Raw genomic sequence first — 15134 nt, 5'->3', positions numbered from 1 at the left:
GCAGGACCATGCAACAGTTCGTCAACGTCACGCTCGGCGGGCTCAGCCAGGGCGCGATCTACGCGGCGTTCGCGCTCGCGCTCGTGCTGATCTGGCGCGCCACGCGGATCATCAACTTCGCCCAGGGCTCGATGGCGATGTTCACCACCTATGTGGCGCTCGTGCTCATCGAGGCGGGGCACTCGTACTGGCTCGCGTTCGGCGCCGCGCTGCTCGGCGGGCTCGTGCTGGGCGCGGTGGTGGAACGCCTGGTGATCCGGCCCGTGGAGGGCGGGCCCGCGCTCAACGCGGTGATCGTGACCCTGGGCCTGTTCGTCGCGTTCCAGGCGATCGCGGCCCTGCTGTTCGGCTCCTCGTTCGAGTCGTTCCCCGCGCCGTTCGGGCTGAGCGGGTTCCGCGTCGGCGAGTTCACCGTCGCGTTCACCCCGTTCAGCGCGTTCGTGATCGGCTCGGTCGTCGTCGTGATGCTCGGCCTGGTGGCCCTGTTCCGGTTCACCGACGTGGGGTTGCGCATGCGCGCGTCGGCGTTCAACCAGGAGGTGGCGCGACTGCTCGGCGTGCGGGTCGGCGGCATGCTGACGCTCGGCTGGGCGCTCGCCGCGGCGGTCGGCTCCCTCGCCGGCCTGCTGATCGCGGGCGGGAACCTCGTGCACCCGGCCTACATGGACGGCGTGATCGTGTACGGGTTCGTCGCCGCCGTGCTCGGCGGGCTGGACAGCCCGGGCGGCGCCGTGGTCGGCGGGCTGCTGATCGGGCTGGCACTGTCCTATGTGAGCGGTTACCTGGGCAGCGAGCTGGTGACACTGGCGGCGCTGGCGATCCTGGTCGCCGTCCTGCTCGTGCGCCCGCACGGTCTGTTCAGCCGCGCGGCGGAGAGGCGGGTGTGACACCGTGCCGGACTCCGTGACCGCGGCGGCCCGCCGCCTGCTGCCTTCGTCGGTCCTCGGCCGCAACCTGCTCGGCGTGCTCGCCGGGCTGCTCGTGGTGGTGGTCGTGCTCGAGCTGACCGGACCTTTCCGCAACTCCCAGTTCGCGACGATGTCCTACTACGCGATCGCCGCTGTGGGACTGACCGTCCTCACCGGACTCAACGGCCAGATCTCCCTGGGGCACGGCGCGCTGATGGCCGTCGGTGCCTACACCACGGGACTGCTGCTGGAGACCGGCGCCGTCCCGTTCCCGGTCGCGATGCTGGCGGCCGCCGCGGTCACCGCACTGGCCGGGGTGGTGGTCGGCGCGGCCGCGGCCCGGTTGCACGGTCCCTACCTCGCGGGTGCCACGCTCGCGCTGGCCGTGGGCGTGCCGGGGCTGGCGATCTACTTCGACGGGGTGTTCGGCGGTGAGCAGGGACTGCGGGTGAGCTCGCCGCGGCCGCCGGACTGGCTCGCCGACGCCGTCTACTTCGTCACCGCGGGCGACCTGACCAGCGCGCGTTACCTCGCCTACATCGGCTGGATCACGCTGCTGGCGGTGTTGCTGCTGCTCGCCAACCTCACGGCGAGCCGGTACGGGCGGATCTGGCGCGCGGTGCGCGACGACGAGGTGGCCGCCGAGCTCGCCGGGGTGCGCCTCGGCCGGATGCGGGTGCTCGCGTTCGTGGTGAGCGCCGCCTGCGCCGGGCTCGGTGGCGCGGTGCTGGCCATGGTGGTGCGGCTCGCCGCGCCGAGCGGGTTCACGATCGTGCTCTCGCTGTCGCTGCTCACGGCCGTCGTGGTCGGCGGGCTCGGCAGCCTCACCGGCGCGCTGCTCGGCAGCGCCCTGCTCGTGTTCCTCCCGCCCGCGGTGACCGGGCTCGGCACCGACCTCGGCTTGACCGGCACGCAGGCGGCCGAGCTCGCCCCGCTGGTCTACGGCGTGGTGCTGGTGGTCGTGATGCTCGTCGCGCCGGGCGGCGTGCTGGGAGCGGTGCACCGACTCCGGCACGCGTGGACGCGGCGGAGACAGGGGGCTCGAGACGTCGGGGCAGTCGGTTCTTCGAAGCAAGGAGGATGAGGATGACCAAGTGGGTGAGACGCCGCCGGACGGCTCTCGTCGCGGCGGTGGCGGCCGCGACCGTGCTGGCCTCGGCGTGCGGCGCGGGCGGCCGCTCCGAAGGTGACTCGGGCGGCGGCGCGGCCGATCCGGGCATCACCGAGGACAGTGTCAAGGTCGGCGCGCACTTCCCGCTGACCGGCGTCGCCGCTCCCGGCTACAGCGCGATCCCCACCGGGGCGAAGGCGTACTTCGACTACGTCAACGCCAACGGGGGCGTGCACGGGCGCACGATCGAGTACGTCTACCGCGACGACGCGTACAATCCCACCAACACCAGCCAGGTGGTCAACGAGCTGGTGCTGCAGGACGAGATCTTCGCGATGGTGGGCGGTCTCGGCACGCCCACGCACAGCGCGGTGCTCGATTTCCTCAACAGCAACGGGGTTCCGGACCTGTTCGTCTCGTCCGGGTCGCTGCTGTGGGACCAGCCGGAGCAGAACCCGATGACCTTCGGCTGGCAGCCGGACTACGAGGTCGAGGGCAAGATCATCGGCAAGTACGTCAAGGAGAACTTCCCCGAGGCCAAGGTGGGGCTGTTCCTGCAGGACGACGACTTCGGCCGGGACGGGGAGAAGGGCGCGCGAGCCTACATCGACGACCAGATCGTCGCGGCCGAGCGGTACGCGCCGGGCAACACCGACATCGGCCCGCAGATCGCGGCGCTGCAGGCGGCGGGCGCCGACCTCGTGATCGGGTTCAACGTCCCGTCCTACACCGCGCTCAGCCAGCTCACGGCCCTGCGGCTGAACTACCAGCCACAGTGGATCTACAGCAACGTGGGCTCGGACCCGGCACTCGTCGGCGCGTTGCTCGGCCGGTTCTCCGAGGGCAAGGTGACCGACTCCAGCATGCTCGACGGCGCCATCACCACCGAGTACATGCCCGGGGTGGACGAGTCGGACGACCCGTGGACCCAGCTGTGGCGGAAGGTCTGGGACGCCCACGGCGGTGAGGAGGGCGAGCTGAGCAACTACCGCATCTACGGCATGGCGCAGGCGTACACGTTCGTGCAGGCGCTGCAGGCCGCGGGTCCCGACCCGACACGGCAGGGTCTCGTCGACGCGCTCGAGCAGGTCGGCGGCGAGCTGCGGGGCCCGGCGTTCGTGCCGTTCCGGTACTCCGCCGACTCGCACGCGGGCATGTCCGGCGTGAAGGTGGTGCGGATCAAGGGCAACGGCAGTGAGGACCTCTCGCCGGTCCAGGTCACCGACAACGGCGACGCCGAGATCACCGAGTACACCGAGGAGCAGGCCACCCCGCCGGCGAACGGCATCCCGGACGTCCAGCCCGCGGGCTGAGCTTCGCTTGCTGTCCCTGCCGCGTGCAGTGAAGGCCACCTTCAGTGCGTTGGACGCAGTGAAGGTGGCCTTCACTGCCCTGCCACCCGCGGAATGGGGGGCGGTCAGCTGAGGCCGAGGGCGGTGGTGAGCACCCGGGCGGTGCCGCCGCCGGTCTCGACCGCCAGGTCGAGTGCGCCGGAGACGTCCAGGTCGGCGGCGAGCAGCGCACGCAGCCGCTCGACGTCCGCCTCCCGCGCCTCGTGCGGCCTGCCCGCCGCACGGTGCAGGCTTTCCAGCCGCTCCGCGGCCCGGTCCAGCAACGCGGGCTGGTACTCCCAGCTCCGCGCCCACGGCCGGTCCACGATCAGCGTCCGCACCACCGGCGCGGGATGCGTGGCGAGCAGATCCTCCAGCAGCACCAGGTTGCCCGCCGACTTCGCCATCTTCGCCCCGCCCACGCGCACGGTCCCGGCGTGCAGCCACGCGCGCGCGTACGGCGTCACGCCGGTGAGCGCCTCCGCCATCGCGGCGTGATAGGCGTGGTGCGGGAACCGCAGGTCCTCGCCACCGGCGTGGACGTCCACCCCGACGCCGAACACCGACACCGCCATGGCCACGCACTCGGCGTGCCAGCCCGGCCTGCCCGGGCCCCACGGCGAGTCCCACGCCGGATGGTCCTCCTCGGCGGGCTGCCACACGGCCACGTCGAACGGGTCGTCCTTGGCCGGGTCGTCCGGCCGCCCGCCGAACTCGCCGGCCAGCCGCAGCGCCTCCGCCTCGGCCAGCCCGGCCCGCGCCACCACGTCGCGGCCGCGGAAGTACACCCCGCCGTCCCGCTCGTACGCCGCGCCCGCTTCGACGAGCGCCCCCGCCAGCCGGATCACCGGGTCGATGTAGGCATGCGCCCTCGGCTCGTGGTCGGGCGCCCGCACGCCGAGCGCCGCCATGTCGCCCTCGAACCGGAACTGCTGGAAGGCGGCGAAGTGGTCGTAGCGCACGCCCGCCCGGCGCGCCGCGGCGTCGAGCACGTCGTCGACGTCGGTGACGTTGCGGCACACCACGGGTTCCACGCCGAGCGCCCGCAGCGCGCGGGCGAGCGTGTCCACCCACACGAACGTGCTCGCGTGCCCGAGGTGGGTCACGTCGTAGGGCGTGATGCCGCATGCGTAGATCCGGGCGCGGTCGAGCAGGTGCACGCGCCTGCCCGCGAGCGTCACCCCGGTGGCACCCCGCGAGGGGCGCCGCCTCGTCATCGACTCGATCAGCATGGCACCACCGTCCCACGCGGCCCGCCGCCGGGCCAGCTACCCGCCCAGCGCGGTCACGCCGGTGAGCAGGCCGCCGTAGAGCAGCAGCCCGGTGAGGAACCAGCCGAACCGCGAACGCGCGCCCGCGGGCAGCTCCTCCTTGAACACGTTGAGCAGCACCGACCCGCTGAGCAGCGCGACGAGCACGCTCACCACCACGACGCCGGCGGGCGCGAGCAACGCGGACAGGACCCAGCCGAACAGCAGCGCGAGGGCGAGCGCGAACCGGCCGGTCGCGGCGAACCGGCGCGGGTAGTGTTCCCGCAGCCCGCGGTCGGTGAGCACGAAGTGCAGTCCCATCGCGATGGTGAACAGCACCGCGAACGCGATGCCGGTGCGCAGCCGTAGCGGCATCGTGTAGGTGATGAGGGCGTTGTAGCCGCAGAACGCGCCCAGGTGCAGCCGGTACACCCACGCGCCCGGTTCCGCGCCGGGCCGGGTGCGCCCGGCGAGGCGTTCCAGGCCGTAGAACACGGCGAACCCCGCCAGCGCCACGGCGAAGATCGCCAGGTCGAACAGCGGCGTGACCTCGACGACGTCGCCGAGCAGTTCCCCGATCGCCGCGTTGCCCGCGGCGACCTCGGGCAGCAGGTGCAGGAACACGTAGGCGACGGCGATCCCGCCCGCGAACGAGCCCGTGGCCGACTCGGGCACCCCCGGCAGGGAACGGATCCGAGGGGCGGCCAGGTGCAGCGCCGCGAGCAGCACCGCCGCGGCGAACGACCCGGCCAGCGCCGTGGTGGTGGACATCGTCATGCCGCCGGGCTACCCGGACCGGCCCGGTCCCAGCACCTCGTGCGCCAGCGCCACCAGGTCCGGGATGGCCGGGTGGCCCGGCGCGCGCCGCCAGGCCAGCACCACGGGGATCGGCGCCGCCCCGGTCACCGGGACGAACGCGACCCCGGGGTAGGTGTGCAGCCTGCGTGTCGCCGACGTCGTGATGCCCACGGCCCGGTGCGCGGCGATCGCGGCGAGCCAGTCGTCGGTGTTGGCCACGCGCAGCGAGCGGGCGGGCCGGATCGCGGGCGGCCACAGGTCCAGTGTGGTCACTCCGGACACCGGGTTGACCGCCACCACCTCGCCGGTGAGATCGGCCAGCGTGAGCTCGTCCCGGCAGGCGAGCGGGCTGTCGGTGGGCACCGCGGCCACCCGCTCCTCGCTCGGCAGCGACGCCGTGGCCAGTCCCGTCGCCCGCACCGGACCGCGCAGCACCGCCACGTCCACCCGGCCGGTGGCCAGGCCCGCGGTGTGGTCGTCGATCCGGAGCAGTTCCAGCGGTGTGTCCGGGTGCCGCTGCTCCCAGCGCCGCAGCAGGTCCGCGGTGTGCCCGCCGAACGCCGCCCACGCGTGTCCCACCCGCAGCGGCCACGGCACGAGCCGCGCCGGGTCGAGCGCGTCGTCGACGGCCGCCAGCGCCGCGGCGGCCTTGTCCCGGAACGCGTGCCCCTCCGGCGTGAGCAGCAGGTGGTGCGTGGAGCGGTCGACGAGCCGGAACCCGAGCCGCTGCTCCAGCTGCCGCAGCGTGCGCGACACGGCGGGCTGCGTGAGGTGCAGCCGTTGGGCGGCGCGCGTGATGTTGCCCTCCTCGGCGACGGCGAGGAAGCAGCGGAGGTGGCGCAGCTCGATGGTCATGCGCGCCGAGCATAACGGGAGTTCGATCGGCATTTCACACGGTGAGACGGCGTCCCTAGCGTCGCGGGTATGACCGCCGTTTCCTCCCCGCCCGTGCGGCACGCGCACCCCGGCGCGGTCGCGCTCGTGCTCGGCGGCGCGCTGTCGCTGCAGTTCGGCGCCGCGCTCGCCGCGCTGCTGTTCCCCCGCGCCGGTGCGCTCGGCGTGGTGACCCTGCGCCTGGTGTTCGCGGCGCTGCTCATGCTCCTCGTCTGCCGCCCCCGGGTACGGGGCCACACGCGGGCGGACTGGTTGCACGTCGCCGCGTTCGGGGTAACGCTCGGCGGGCTGAACACGCTGTTCTACCAGGCGATCGAGCGGATCCCGCTCGGTGCGACCGTGACGCTGGAGGTGCTCGGCCCGCTGACGCTGTCGGTGCTCGCGTCCCGCCGGTGGCTGAGCGTGGTGTGGGCGCTGCTCGCACTCGGCGGCGTGGTCCTGCTCGGGGGCGGCGGGTTCTCCGGTCTCGACCCGGCCGGTGTGGCGTTCGCGCTGGCCGCGGGCGCGCTGTGGGCCTGCTACATCCTGCTCAGTGCCCGCGTCGGTGCCCGCTTCCCCAGGGCGGACGGGCTGGCGCTCGCGCTGACCGCCGGCGCCGTGCTGAGCCTGCCGCTGGGCATCGCCGGGGCGGGCCCCGCGCTGCTCGATCCGGTCACGCTGGGGCTGGGCGCGGTCGTGGCGCTGCTGTCGTCGATGCTGCCGTACACGCTGGAACTGCTGGCGCTGCGCAGGCTGCCCGCGGGCACGTTCGCCGTGCTGATGAGCCTCGGGCCCGCGGTCGCGGCGCTCGCCGGATTCCTCGTCCTGCGGCAGGCGATGACCGCCGTGGAGTGCCTTGGCATCGCGCTTGTCGTCGCCGCCAGCATGGGAGCGGTGCGCATGCGTACAGTCGGGCGCCATGACGGACCCAGACGACCTGCTCGCCCGCGCGGCCCGCGCCGCCGCGGAGTACCGCGCCGGCCTTCCGGAACGGCCCGTGGCCCCGGCGGCGGCCGCCGTCGCCGGGCTGGAGACGGCGTTCGGCGGAGCGCTGCCCCGCTCGCCGAGCGCACCGGATGAGGTCCTCACCGCGCTGCTCCGCGCCGCGGAGCCCGGCCTCATGGCCTCCGCGGGACCGCGTTTCTTCGGGTTCGTGACCGGCGGGGCGCTGCCCGCCGCGACCGCCGCCGACGTGCTGACCACCGCCTGGGACCAGTGCGCGTTCAACCCGGTGCTGGCACCCGCGGGGATCGCGGCGGAGCGCGCGGCGGGGGAGTGGCTCAAGCAGCTGCTCGGCATTCCCGGCGGCGCGTCGGTGGGCTTCGTGACGGGCGGCCAGGCCGCGAACACGGTGAGCCTCGCCGCCGCCCGGCACCACCTGCTCGCCGCCGCGGGGTGGGACGTCGAGCGCGACGGCCTCGCCGGGGCACCGCGCCTGCGGGTGGTGGCGAGCGAGGAGCGGCACGCGACGATCGACCGGGCACTGCGGCTGCTCGGATTCGGCACCGCCGTCGTGGAGCCCGTGGCCGCCGCGCCGGACGGCGCGATCGACGTGGCGGATCTGGAGCGCGTGCTCGCGCGCGGCGGCGGCGCGCCGATCGTGTGCCTGCAGGCGGGCAACGTGAACACCGGGGCCTGCGACGACCTGCGTGCCGCCTGCGAGCTGACACACCGGCACCGCGGCTGGGCGCATGTGGACGGTGCCTTCGGGCTGTGGGCGGCGGCCAGCCCCGCCACCGCCGCCCTCGTCGACGGTGCCGAGCTCGCCGACTCGTGGGCCTGTGACGGGCACAAGTGGCTCAACGTGCCCTACGACTGCGGGTTCGCCTTCTGCGCCCACCCGGACAGCCACGCCGCCGCCGTGTCGTACAGCGCCTCCTACCTGGTGGGCTCGGGCGGCGGGGTCCGAGGGGGAGCGGATTTCACGCTGGAGTCGTCGCGCCGGGCCCGCGGGTTCACCGTGTGGGCGGCCCTGCGGGAGCTCGGCCGGGACGGGGTGGCGGAGCTGGTGGAGCGGTGCCGTGCGCTGGCCCGGCGGTTCGCCGGCCGGCTCGCCGAGGGCGGGGCCGAGATCGTCAACGACGTGGTGCTCAACCAGGTGCTCGCCGGCTTCGGCGACGACGGCCGCACCGACCGTGTGGTGGCCGCCGTACAGCGCGAGGGGACCTGCTGGCTGGGCGGCACCACGTGGCGGGGCAGGAGGCTGCTGCGGATCTCGGTGTCCAACCACGCCACCACCGAGGCCGACGTGGACGCCTCGGCCGCGGCGATCCTGCGCCTGGCCGCGCGTGAGTGACGAACGTGGTGAGACCACGTTCCGCACCCCCGAGCGGTGACCAGGCACGCCACCGGAGCGTCGCCACCGCCGGGGCCCGCTCCAGCCAATCTTGTCATTGACAAGTTCTCGAGCGGCACCGTATCTTGTCAGTGTCAAGATCCCGCTCTCGGGGAGGAACCCATGGCGCCGCTGCTCACCCTCGCCGGAACCGCCCTGCTGGTGGGGCTCGCCGGCCTGCTGGGCGTCACCCCGCTGCGCGGCTGGCTGCCCGCGTTGCGCGGCGGCCTCGCCGCGATGTTCACCGTCACCGGCGTGACCCACTTCGTCGTGCTGCGGGACGACCTCATCGCGATGGTCCCGCCCGCGCTGCCCAGGCCGGACCTGCTGGTGACGCTGACCGGGGTGCTGGAGCTGTGCGGCGCGGCGGGACTGCTGTACCGGCGCACCGTGCCGTGGGCGGCGGGCGGGCTCACCGCGCTGCTGCTGGCGATGCTGCCCGCGAACGTCCACGCCGCGCTGGAGGGCCTGACGCTCGGCGGCGAGCCGGTGACCCCGCTGGTCCCGCGGGTGCTGCTGCAGGTCGTGTTCGGGACGGCGACGACCGCCGTGCTGTGGCTGTCCGTGCGCGAGCGGAGCCGCCGCGGCGCGGACCCGGAGGGAGGACCGGAACCGGCATGGCCGAACACGGGTACCACCACGGCGCCCTGAGGCAGGCGCTGCTCTCGGCCGCGGCGGACGTCATCGGCGAGCACGGGGCGGGCGCGCTGAGCCTGCGCGAGCTGGCCCGCCGCGCGGGCGTGTCGCACGCCGCGCCACAGCACCACTTCGGGGACAAGGCCGGACTGCTCACCGCCTTCGCCGAGGAGGGTTTCGCCCGGCTCGCCGACGCGCTGGCCCCGGCCGGGGACGATCTGCTGGAGCTGGGCGTCGCGTACGTGCGGTTCGCGCTGGGGCATCCCGCGCACTTCCAGGTGATGTTCGTTCCCGCGCTCTACCGCACCGGGGACCCCGGGGTCGCCGCGGCGCGGAAGCGGTCCTGGGAGGCGCTCACCAGGGGAGTCGAGCGGCAGCGCGGCGGGGACACCGCCGACGGCGCCCGGAAACACGACCTGGAGGACGCGGTGGTGGCCGCGTGGTCGATCGCGCACGGCTACGCGTCGCTGTGCCTGAGCGGCGCGCTGCCCGCCGGTGCGGCCGGGGACGTCGACCGGGCGGCGCGCGCCGTGCTCGGCAGGCTGACCGGTCAGCCAGGATAGCGCTCCTCGTGCACGACGGCGTCCAGCGGAAGGCGTTCCCGCCAGCCGTGCCGTTCCAGGTCGGGCACCTCGTGCAGGTGCGTCACCGGGCCGAGGCACAGCCACGCCACCGGGCGGACGCGCGCGGGGATGCCCAGCAGCTCCCGCAGGAAGTCCTCCCGGTAGAAGCTCACCCACCCGACACCGAGGCCCTCCGCGGTCGCCGCCAGCCACAGGTTCTGGATGGCGAGGCAGACCGAGTAGAGCCCCGCGTCGGCGATCGCGTGCCTGCCGAGCACCGCGGGTGATCCGCGCTCCGGGTCGTAGGTGACGACCACCGAGAGGGTCGACGACAGGATTCCCTCGATCCGGATGCGCCGGAACGTCGCGGCCCGGTCACCGGCCAGCTCGGCCTCGAAGGTCGCGCGCTCGGCTTGCACGTGCTCGCGGAACCGCTCGCGCGTGGCGCGGTCGCGGACCAGGACGAAGTCCCACGGCTGGCTCAGCCCGACGCTCGGCGCGGCGTGCGCGGCCGCCAGGATCCGGTGCAGCACCTCCTCCGGCACGGGCTCGCCGGTGAACTCGGCGCGGACGTCCCTGCGCCGCCGGATCAGGTCGTAGAAGTCGGTCGACACGGGCACCGACCCTACGAAACCGCTCCGTTCCCGTATTGACAGGCCTGTGTGAGCCGGGGCATAGTACCCGGACTAGAGCGCGCTAGTAGAGCGCGCTAGCGGTGGGACGGCGTCCCGCACGAGGAGGTGTAGCCGTGACTGTGCCGCAGCCAGGCCCGGTGGCGTTCGACGTCGTCACGATGGGCCGGGTGGGCGTGGACATCTACCCGCAGCAGGTGGGTGTCGGGCTGGAGGATGTCGAGTCGTTCGGCAAGTATCTCGGGGGAAGCCCCACGAACGTCGCCGTGGCCGCGGCCCGGTACGGCCGTGCGGCGGCGGTGATCACCAAGACCGGCGCCGACCCGTTCGGCCGGTTCGTGCGCCGGTCGCTGGAGGGCTACGGCGTCGACCCCCGGTTCGTCGGCACCAGCGCGCACCTGCCGACCCCGGTGACCTTCTGCGAGATCTTCCCGCCCGACGACTTCCCGCTGTACTTCTACCGCTTCCCCACCGCGCCGGACCTGGACATCCGGCCGGAGGAGCTGGATCTGGAGGCGATCAGGGCGGCACGGGTGTTCTGGGTGACCGTGACCGGGCTGTGCCAGGAGCCGAGCCGCTCGGCGACCCTGGCGGCGCTGCGCGCCAGGGCGCGGTCCGGGATCACCGTGCTGGACCTGGACTACCGGCCGATGTTCTGGGACTCCGCGGTCGAGGCGCGGCACTGGGTGGCCGAGGCGCTGCCGCACGTCACCGTCGCCGTCGGCAACCGCGAGGAGTGCGCCGTCGCCGTCGGCCCCGCCGAGAGCCCCTCGGCGACCGCGCGGGAGCTGCGCCGGGCCGGGGTGTCGCTCGCCGTCGTCAAGCAGGGGCCGCGCGGGGTGCTGGCGCTCGACGGCTCCGGCGAGGTCGAGGTGCCGCCCATGCCGGTCGAGGTGGTCAACGGGCTCGGAGCGGGCGACGCGTTCGGCGGGGCCCTGTGCCACGGGCTGCTGGCCGGCTGGCCGACCGAGCGGGTGATCCGGTTCGCCAACGCGGCCGGCGCGCACGTCGCGGGCGAGCTGGCCTGCGCGCCCGCCATGCCGACACAGGCGCAGGTCGAGGCGAAGCTGGCGGAGGTGGCCGGTGTCTGAGCTGGTACGCCGCATCGTGGACACCCGGGTGCGCGAGCCGGAGGCGATCGCCGAGGCCGCCGCGAGGCGCGTTCCCGCGGGCTCGCCGTTCGGCCCGCACGGCCGCACGATGATCATCGCCGCCGACCATCCGGCGCGGGGCGCGAACGCCGTCGGCGGCGACCCGCTGGCGATGGCCGACCGGGGGCGCCTGCTGGAGCGGCTGTGCCTGGCGCTGGAACGCCCCGGCGTCACCGGCGTGCTCGCGACGGCGGACATCCTCGAGGACCTGCTGCTGCTCGGCGCGCTCGACGGCAAGTCCGTGTTCGGCTCGATGAACCGCACCGGACTGGCCGGCTCGGTGTTCGAGGTCGACGACCGGTTCGGCTGCTACGACGCCGAGCAGCTCGCGCGGATGCGCTTCGACGGCGGCAAGATGCTCACCCGCATCGCGCTGGACGATCCGGCCACCCCGGGCGTGCTGGAGAGCTCCGCGCGGGCGGTCGGCGACCTGGCCGACCGCGGGCTGATCGCGATGGTCGAGCCGTTCCTGTCCCGCTGGGCCGACGGGCGGCTCCGCAACGACCTCTCGCCCGAGGCCGTGATCACGTCGATCACGATCGCCTCCGGGCTCGGCCGCACGTCGGCCCGCACCTGGCTGAAGCTGCCCGTCGTGGACGACATGGAGCGGGTGCTCGCCGCCTCGACCCTGCCCGCCGTCCTGCTCGGCGGCGAGGTCAGGGACCCGGACGCCGCCTTCGCCTCGTGGCGGAAGGCGCTCGCCCTGCCGACCGTGCAGGGCCTCGTCGTCGGCCGCTCGCTGCTCTATCCGCACGACGGCGACGTCGCCAACGCCGTCGACACCGCTGTGGGGTTGCTGTGAACGAGAAGCTGTATCGTGCGGCGGGATCCACCGCCGAGGGACCGTTCGAGGTCGTCGTCACCCCCGAGTCCGCGGGCTGGGGGTTCTCCGGGCTCCGCGTCGCCGCACTGTCCGGCGGCAGCCTGGACGTGCACACCGGGGACGCCGAGACGCTCGTGCTGCCGCTGTCCGGCTCGTGCGCGGTCACCGTGGACGGGCGGACGTTCGAGCTGGCCGGGCGCACCGGCGTGTTCGACGCGGTGACCGACTTCGCCTACCTGCCGAGGGACGCCACCGCGACCATCACCGGGTCCGGCCGCTTCGCGCTGCCGTCGGCGCGGTGCGAGCGCAGGCTGCCCGCCCGCTACGGGCCCGCCGCGGAGGTGCCTGCCGAACTGCGCGGCGCGGGCCAGTGCAGCCGCCAGGTCAACAACTACTGCCTGCCGCACACCTTCGAGGCCGACCAGCTGCTGGTGTGCGAGGTGCTCACCCCCGGCGGCAACTGGTCGTCCTACCCGCCGCACAAGCACGACGAGGCCAGGGAAGGGGAGAGCGAGCTCGAGGAGATCTACTACTTCGAGGTCGCGGGCGGCCCCGCGGGCCCCGGCATGGGCTACCAGCGCGTGTACGGCACGCCGGATCGGCCCGTCGACGTGCTCGCCGAGGTCCGCACCGGCGACGTCGTGCTGATCCCGCACGGCTGGCACGGGCCGTCCATGGCCGTGCCCGGTTACGACCTCTACTACCTCAACGTCATGGCCGGTCCCGGCCCGGAGCGGGCGTGGCTGATCTGCGACGACCCGGCCCACGGCTGGGTCCGCCAGACCTGGGAGTCGCAGGATGTCGATCCGCGGCTGCCGTTCGGGAAGGCGGCACGATGAGCGAGACGATCAGGCTGACGACGTCGCAGGCGCTGGTGCGGTTCCTGGCCGGCCAGTACAGCGAGCGCGACGGCGCCGAGCAGCGGCTGATCCCCGGTGTGTGGGGGATCTTCGGGCACGGCAACGTCGCCGGTCTCGGCCAGGCCCTGCTGCAGGCGGCTCGCACGGGTGAGGCCGATCTGCCGTACTACCTGGCCCGCAACGAGCAGGGCATGGTGCACATCGCCAGCGCCTTCGCCAAGATGCGCGACCGGCTGCAGACCTTCGCGTGCACGGCCTCCACCGGTCCGGGATCGACGAACATGGTCACGGGCGCGGCGCTGGCGACCACGAACCGGCTGCCGGTGCTGCTGCTGCCGTCGGACATGTTCGCCACCCGGTACCCGGACCCGGTGCTGCAGCAACTGGAGGACACCCGCGGCGGCGACGTGACCGTCAACGACGCGTTCCGGCCGGTGTCGAAGTACTTCGACCGGATCACGCGGCCCGAGCAGCTGATCCCGGCCGCGCTGGCGGCCATGCGCGTGCTGACCGACCCGGTGGAGACGGGTGCGGTGACGCTGTGCCTGCCGCAGGACGTGCAGGCCGAGGCCTACGACTGGCCGGTGGACTTCTTCCGGCGCCGGGTGTGGCGCGTGGGCCGCCCGGTGCCGGAAGCCCCAGCCGTCGCCCGCGCGGCCGCACTGCTGCGCGGTGCGCGCTCGCCGCTGGTCGTCGCGGGCGGCGGGGTGGTGTACTCCGGTGCGAGCCAGGCACTGCGGGAGTTCGCCGCGGCCACGGGCATCCCGGTCGCCGACACCCACGCGGGCAAGGGCGCGGTGCCATGGGACCACCCGTGCGCGGTGGGCGGGCTCGGCTCGACGGGAACGTCCGCGGCCAACGCGCTGGCCGCCGAGGCCGACGTCGTGCTCGGCATCGGCACGCGGTACAGCGACTTCACCACCGCCAGCCACACCGTGTTCGGCAACCCCCGGGTCCGGTTCGTCAACCTCAACGTCGCCCGGCTGGACGCGGCCAAGCACTCGGCGGAGATGGTGCTCGCCGACGCCAGGCTGGGCATCGAGGCGCTGGCCGCCGAGCTGGGGGAGTGGCGGGTGGACGAGGCCCACCGCTCCCGGGCTCGCCTGCTGGCCGACGAGTGGCGGCGCACCGCCGACGAGTGCTTCACGCGCGGGCACGGTCCGCTGCCCGCGCAGACGGAGATCCTCGGTGCCCTGCGCGACCTCGCCGACGACCGCGACGTGGTGATCAACGCGGCTGGCAGCATGCCCGGCGACCTGCAGATGCTGTGGCGCGCCCGGGATCCGAAGGCCTACCACGTCGAGTACGCCTACTCCTGCATGGGCTACGAGGTGGCCGCGGGGCTGGGCGCCAAACTCGCCGACCCCGGCCGGGAGGTGTTCGTCCTCGTCGGCGACGGCTCCTACCTGATGATGGCGCAGGAGCTCGTCACGATGGTCTCCGAGGGGATCAAGGTGATCGTGGTGCTCGTGCAGAACCACGGGTTCGCCTCCATCGGCTCGCTGTCGGAGTCGCTCGGCTCCCAGCGGTTCGGCACGTCCTACCGCTACCGCAACCCGGAGACCGGCCTGCTGGACGGCGGCGTGCTGCCCGTCGACCTCGCGGCCAATGCCGCGAGCCTCGGCGCCGCCGTGCTGCGCGCGACCACGGTCGCCGAGTTCCGGTCCGCCGTCGAGCAGGCCAGGGCGAACACCACGACCACCGTGGTGCACGTCGACGTGGACCTGTTCGGCCCGAACCCGCCTGGCACCGGCTGGTGGGACGTGCCGGTCAGCGAAGTGTCCGAACTGGACAGCACGCGCAAGGCGTACGAGAACTACACCGCGAGCAAGTCCGCGCAGCGGCACTATCTGTAGGAGAGCA

Annotated in this window: 15 protein-coding genes; 11 read left to right on the top strand and 4 right to left on the bottom strand. The window is 73.8% G+C overall.

Going from position 1 to position 15134, the window contains the following annotated elements; all coding sequences use genetic code 11:
- Positions 1-8 precede the first annotated feature (8 nt).
- The 3 genes from B0I33_RS19280 to B0I33_RS19270 are packed head-to-tail and all read left to right on the top strand — an operon-like array spanning position 9 to position 3332.
- Complete coding sequence (locus B0I33_RS19280) at positions 9-887, top strand: branched-chain amino acid ABC transporter permease (protein ID WP_106180234.1); 879 nt, start codon at positions 9-11, stop codon at positions 885-887.
- Positions 888-891: 4 nt separating this feature from the next.
- Entirely contained in the window at positions 892-1992 is a 1101-nt protein-coding gene (locus tag B0I33_RS19275) for a branched-chain amino acid ABC transporter permease (protein ID WP_106180233.1), read from the top strand.
- Positions 1993-1994: 2 nt separating this feature from the next.
- On the top strand, positions 1995-3332 hold the full coding sequence (locus tag B0I33_RS19270; protein WP_219927225.1) for an ABC transporter substrate-binding protein: 1338 nt from the start codon (positions 1995-1997) through the stop codon (positions 3330-3332).
- Between the two features lie 104 nt (positions 3333-3436).
- Here B0I33_RS19270 and B0I33_RS19265 read toward each other — a convergent pair whose 3' ends face one another.
- The 3 genes from B0I33_RS19265 to B0I33_RS19255 are packed head-to-tail and all read right to left on the bottom strand — an operon-like array spanning position 3437 to position 6253.
- Positions 3437-4582, bottom strand: coding sequence for a cysteine--tRNA ligase (locus B0I33_RS19265; RefSeq protein ID WP_106180231.1), 1146 nt, complete (start codon positions 4580-4582; stop codon positions 3437-3439).
- A 36-nt stretch (positions 4583-4618) separates the two neighbouring features.
- The gene (locus B0I33_RS19260) at positions 4619-5377 is read right to left on the bottom strand and encodes a hypothetical protein (protein ID WP_106180230.1); all 759 of its coding nucleotides are present in this window, start codon (positions 5375-5377) and stop codon (positions 4619-4621) included.
- A 9-nt stretch (positions 5378-5386) separates the two neighbouring features.
- A complete protein-coding gene (locus B0I33_RS19255) occupies positions 5387-6253 on the bottom strand; it encodes a LysR family transcriptional regulator (protein WP_106180229.1) in 867 nt (288 codons plus the stop codon).
- 69 nt (positions 6254-6322) lie between these two features.
- Between B0I33_RS19255 and B0I33_RS19250 the strand changes: the two genes are divergently transcribed.
- The 4 genes from B0I33_RS19250 (at position 6323) to B0I33_RS19235 (ending at position 9805) form a co-directional block, all read left to right on the top strand.
- A complete protein-coding gene (locus tag B0I33_RS19250; RefSeq protein ID WP_106180228.1) occupies positions 6323-7351 on the top strand; it encodes an EamA family transporter in 1029 nt (342 codons plus the stop codon).
- On the top strand, positions 7323-8567 hold the full coding sequence (locus tag B0I33_RS19245) for a pyridoxal phosphate-dependent decarboxylase family protein (protein ID WP_106180522.1): 1245 nt from the start codon (positions 7323-7325) through the stop codon (positions 8565-8567). The genes B0I33_RS19250 and B0I33_RS19245 overlap by 29 nt, the downstream gene beginning before the upstream one ends.
- 162 nt (positions 8568-8729) lie before the next feature.
- Positions 8730-9257: a DoxX family protein gene (locus B0I33_RS19240; RefSeq protein ID WP_106180227.1), complete on the top strand. Its 528-nt coding sequence runs from the start codon at positions 8730-8732 to the stop codon at positions 9255-9257.
- Positions 9224-9805, top strand: a complete 582-nt coding sequence (locus B0I33_RS19235) for a TetR/AcrR family transcriptional regulator (protein WP_106180226.1) — start codon at positions 9224-9226, stop codon at positions 9803-9805. The genes B0I33_RS19240 and B0I33_RS19235 overlap by 34 nt, the downstream gene beginning before the upstream one ends.
- Here the strand turns inward: B0I33_RS19235 and bluB are convergent.
- A complete protein-coding gene (gene bluB, locus B0I33_RS19230) occupies positions 9793-10425 on the bottom strand; it encodes a 5,6-dimethylbenzimidazole synthase (RefSeq protein WP_425440496.1) in 633 nt (210 codons plus the stop codon). The genes B0I33_RS19235 and bluB overlap by 13 nt on opposite strands.
- Before the next feature lie 128 nt (positions 10426-10553).
- Between bluB and iolC the strand changes: the two genes are divergently transcribed.
- From iolC to iolD, 4 genes are read left to right on the top strand one after another with little or no spacing between them, the layout of a single operon-like run.
- The gene (gene iolC, locus B0I33_RS19225; protein WP_281259438.1) at positions 10554-11528 is read left to right on the top strand and encodes a 5-dehydro-2-deoxygluconokinase; all 975 of its coding nucleotides are present in this window, start codon (positions 10554-10556) and stop codon (positions 11526-11528) included.
- On the top strand, positions 11521-12390 hold the full coding sequence (locus tag B0I33_RS19220; protein ID WP_106180224.1) for a Cgl0159 family (beta/alpha)8-fold protein: 870 nt from the start codon (positions 11521-11523) through the stop codon (positions 12388-12390). Before iolC ends, B0I33_RS19220 begins: the two co-directional genes overlap by 8 nt.
- Positions 12387-13250, top strand: coding sequence for a 5-deoxy-glucuronate isomerase (gene iolB, locus B0I33_RS19215; RefSeq protein WP_106180223.1), 864 nt, complete (start codon positions 12387-12389; stop codon positions 13248-13250). The genes B0I33_RS19220 and iolB overlap by 4 nt, the downstream gene beginning before the upstream one ends.
- Entirely contained in the window at positions 13247-15127 is a 1881-nt protein-coding gene (iolD, locus tag B0I33_RS19210) for a 3D-(3,5/4)-trihydroxycyclohexane-1,2-dione acylhydrolase (decyclizing) (protein WP_106180222.1), read from the top strand. The genes iolB and iolD overlap by 4 nt, the downstream gene beginning before the upstream one ends.
- Positions 15128-15134: the final 7 nt, after the last annotated feature.

Source organism: Prauserella shujinwangii (assembly GCF_003001955.1).
Taxonomy (GTDB): domain Bacteria; phylum Actinomycetota; class Actinomycetes; order Mycobacteriales; family Pseudonocardiaceae; genus Qaidamihabitans; species Qaidamihabitans shujinwangii.
Note: the sequence above shows the minus strand (reverse complement) of the source record. Positions and strands in the feature narration are given on the sequence as shown.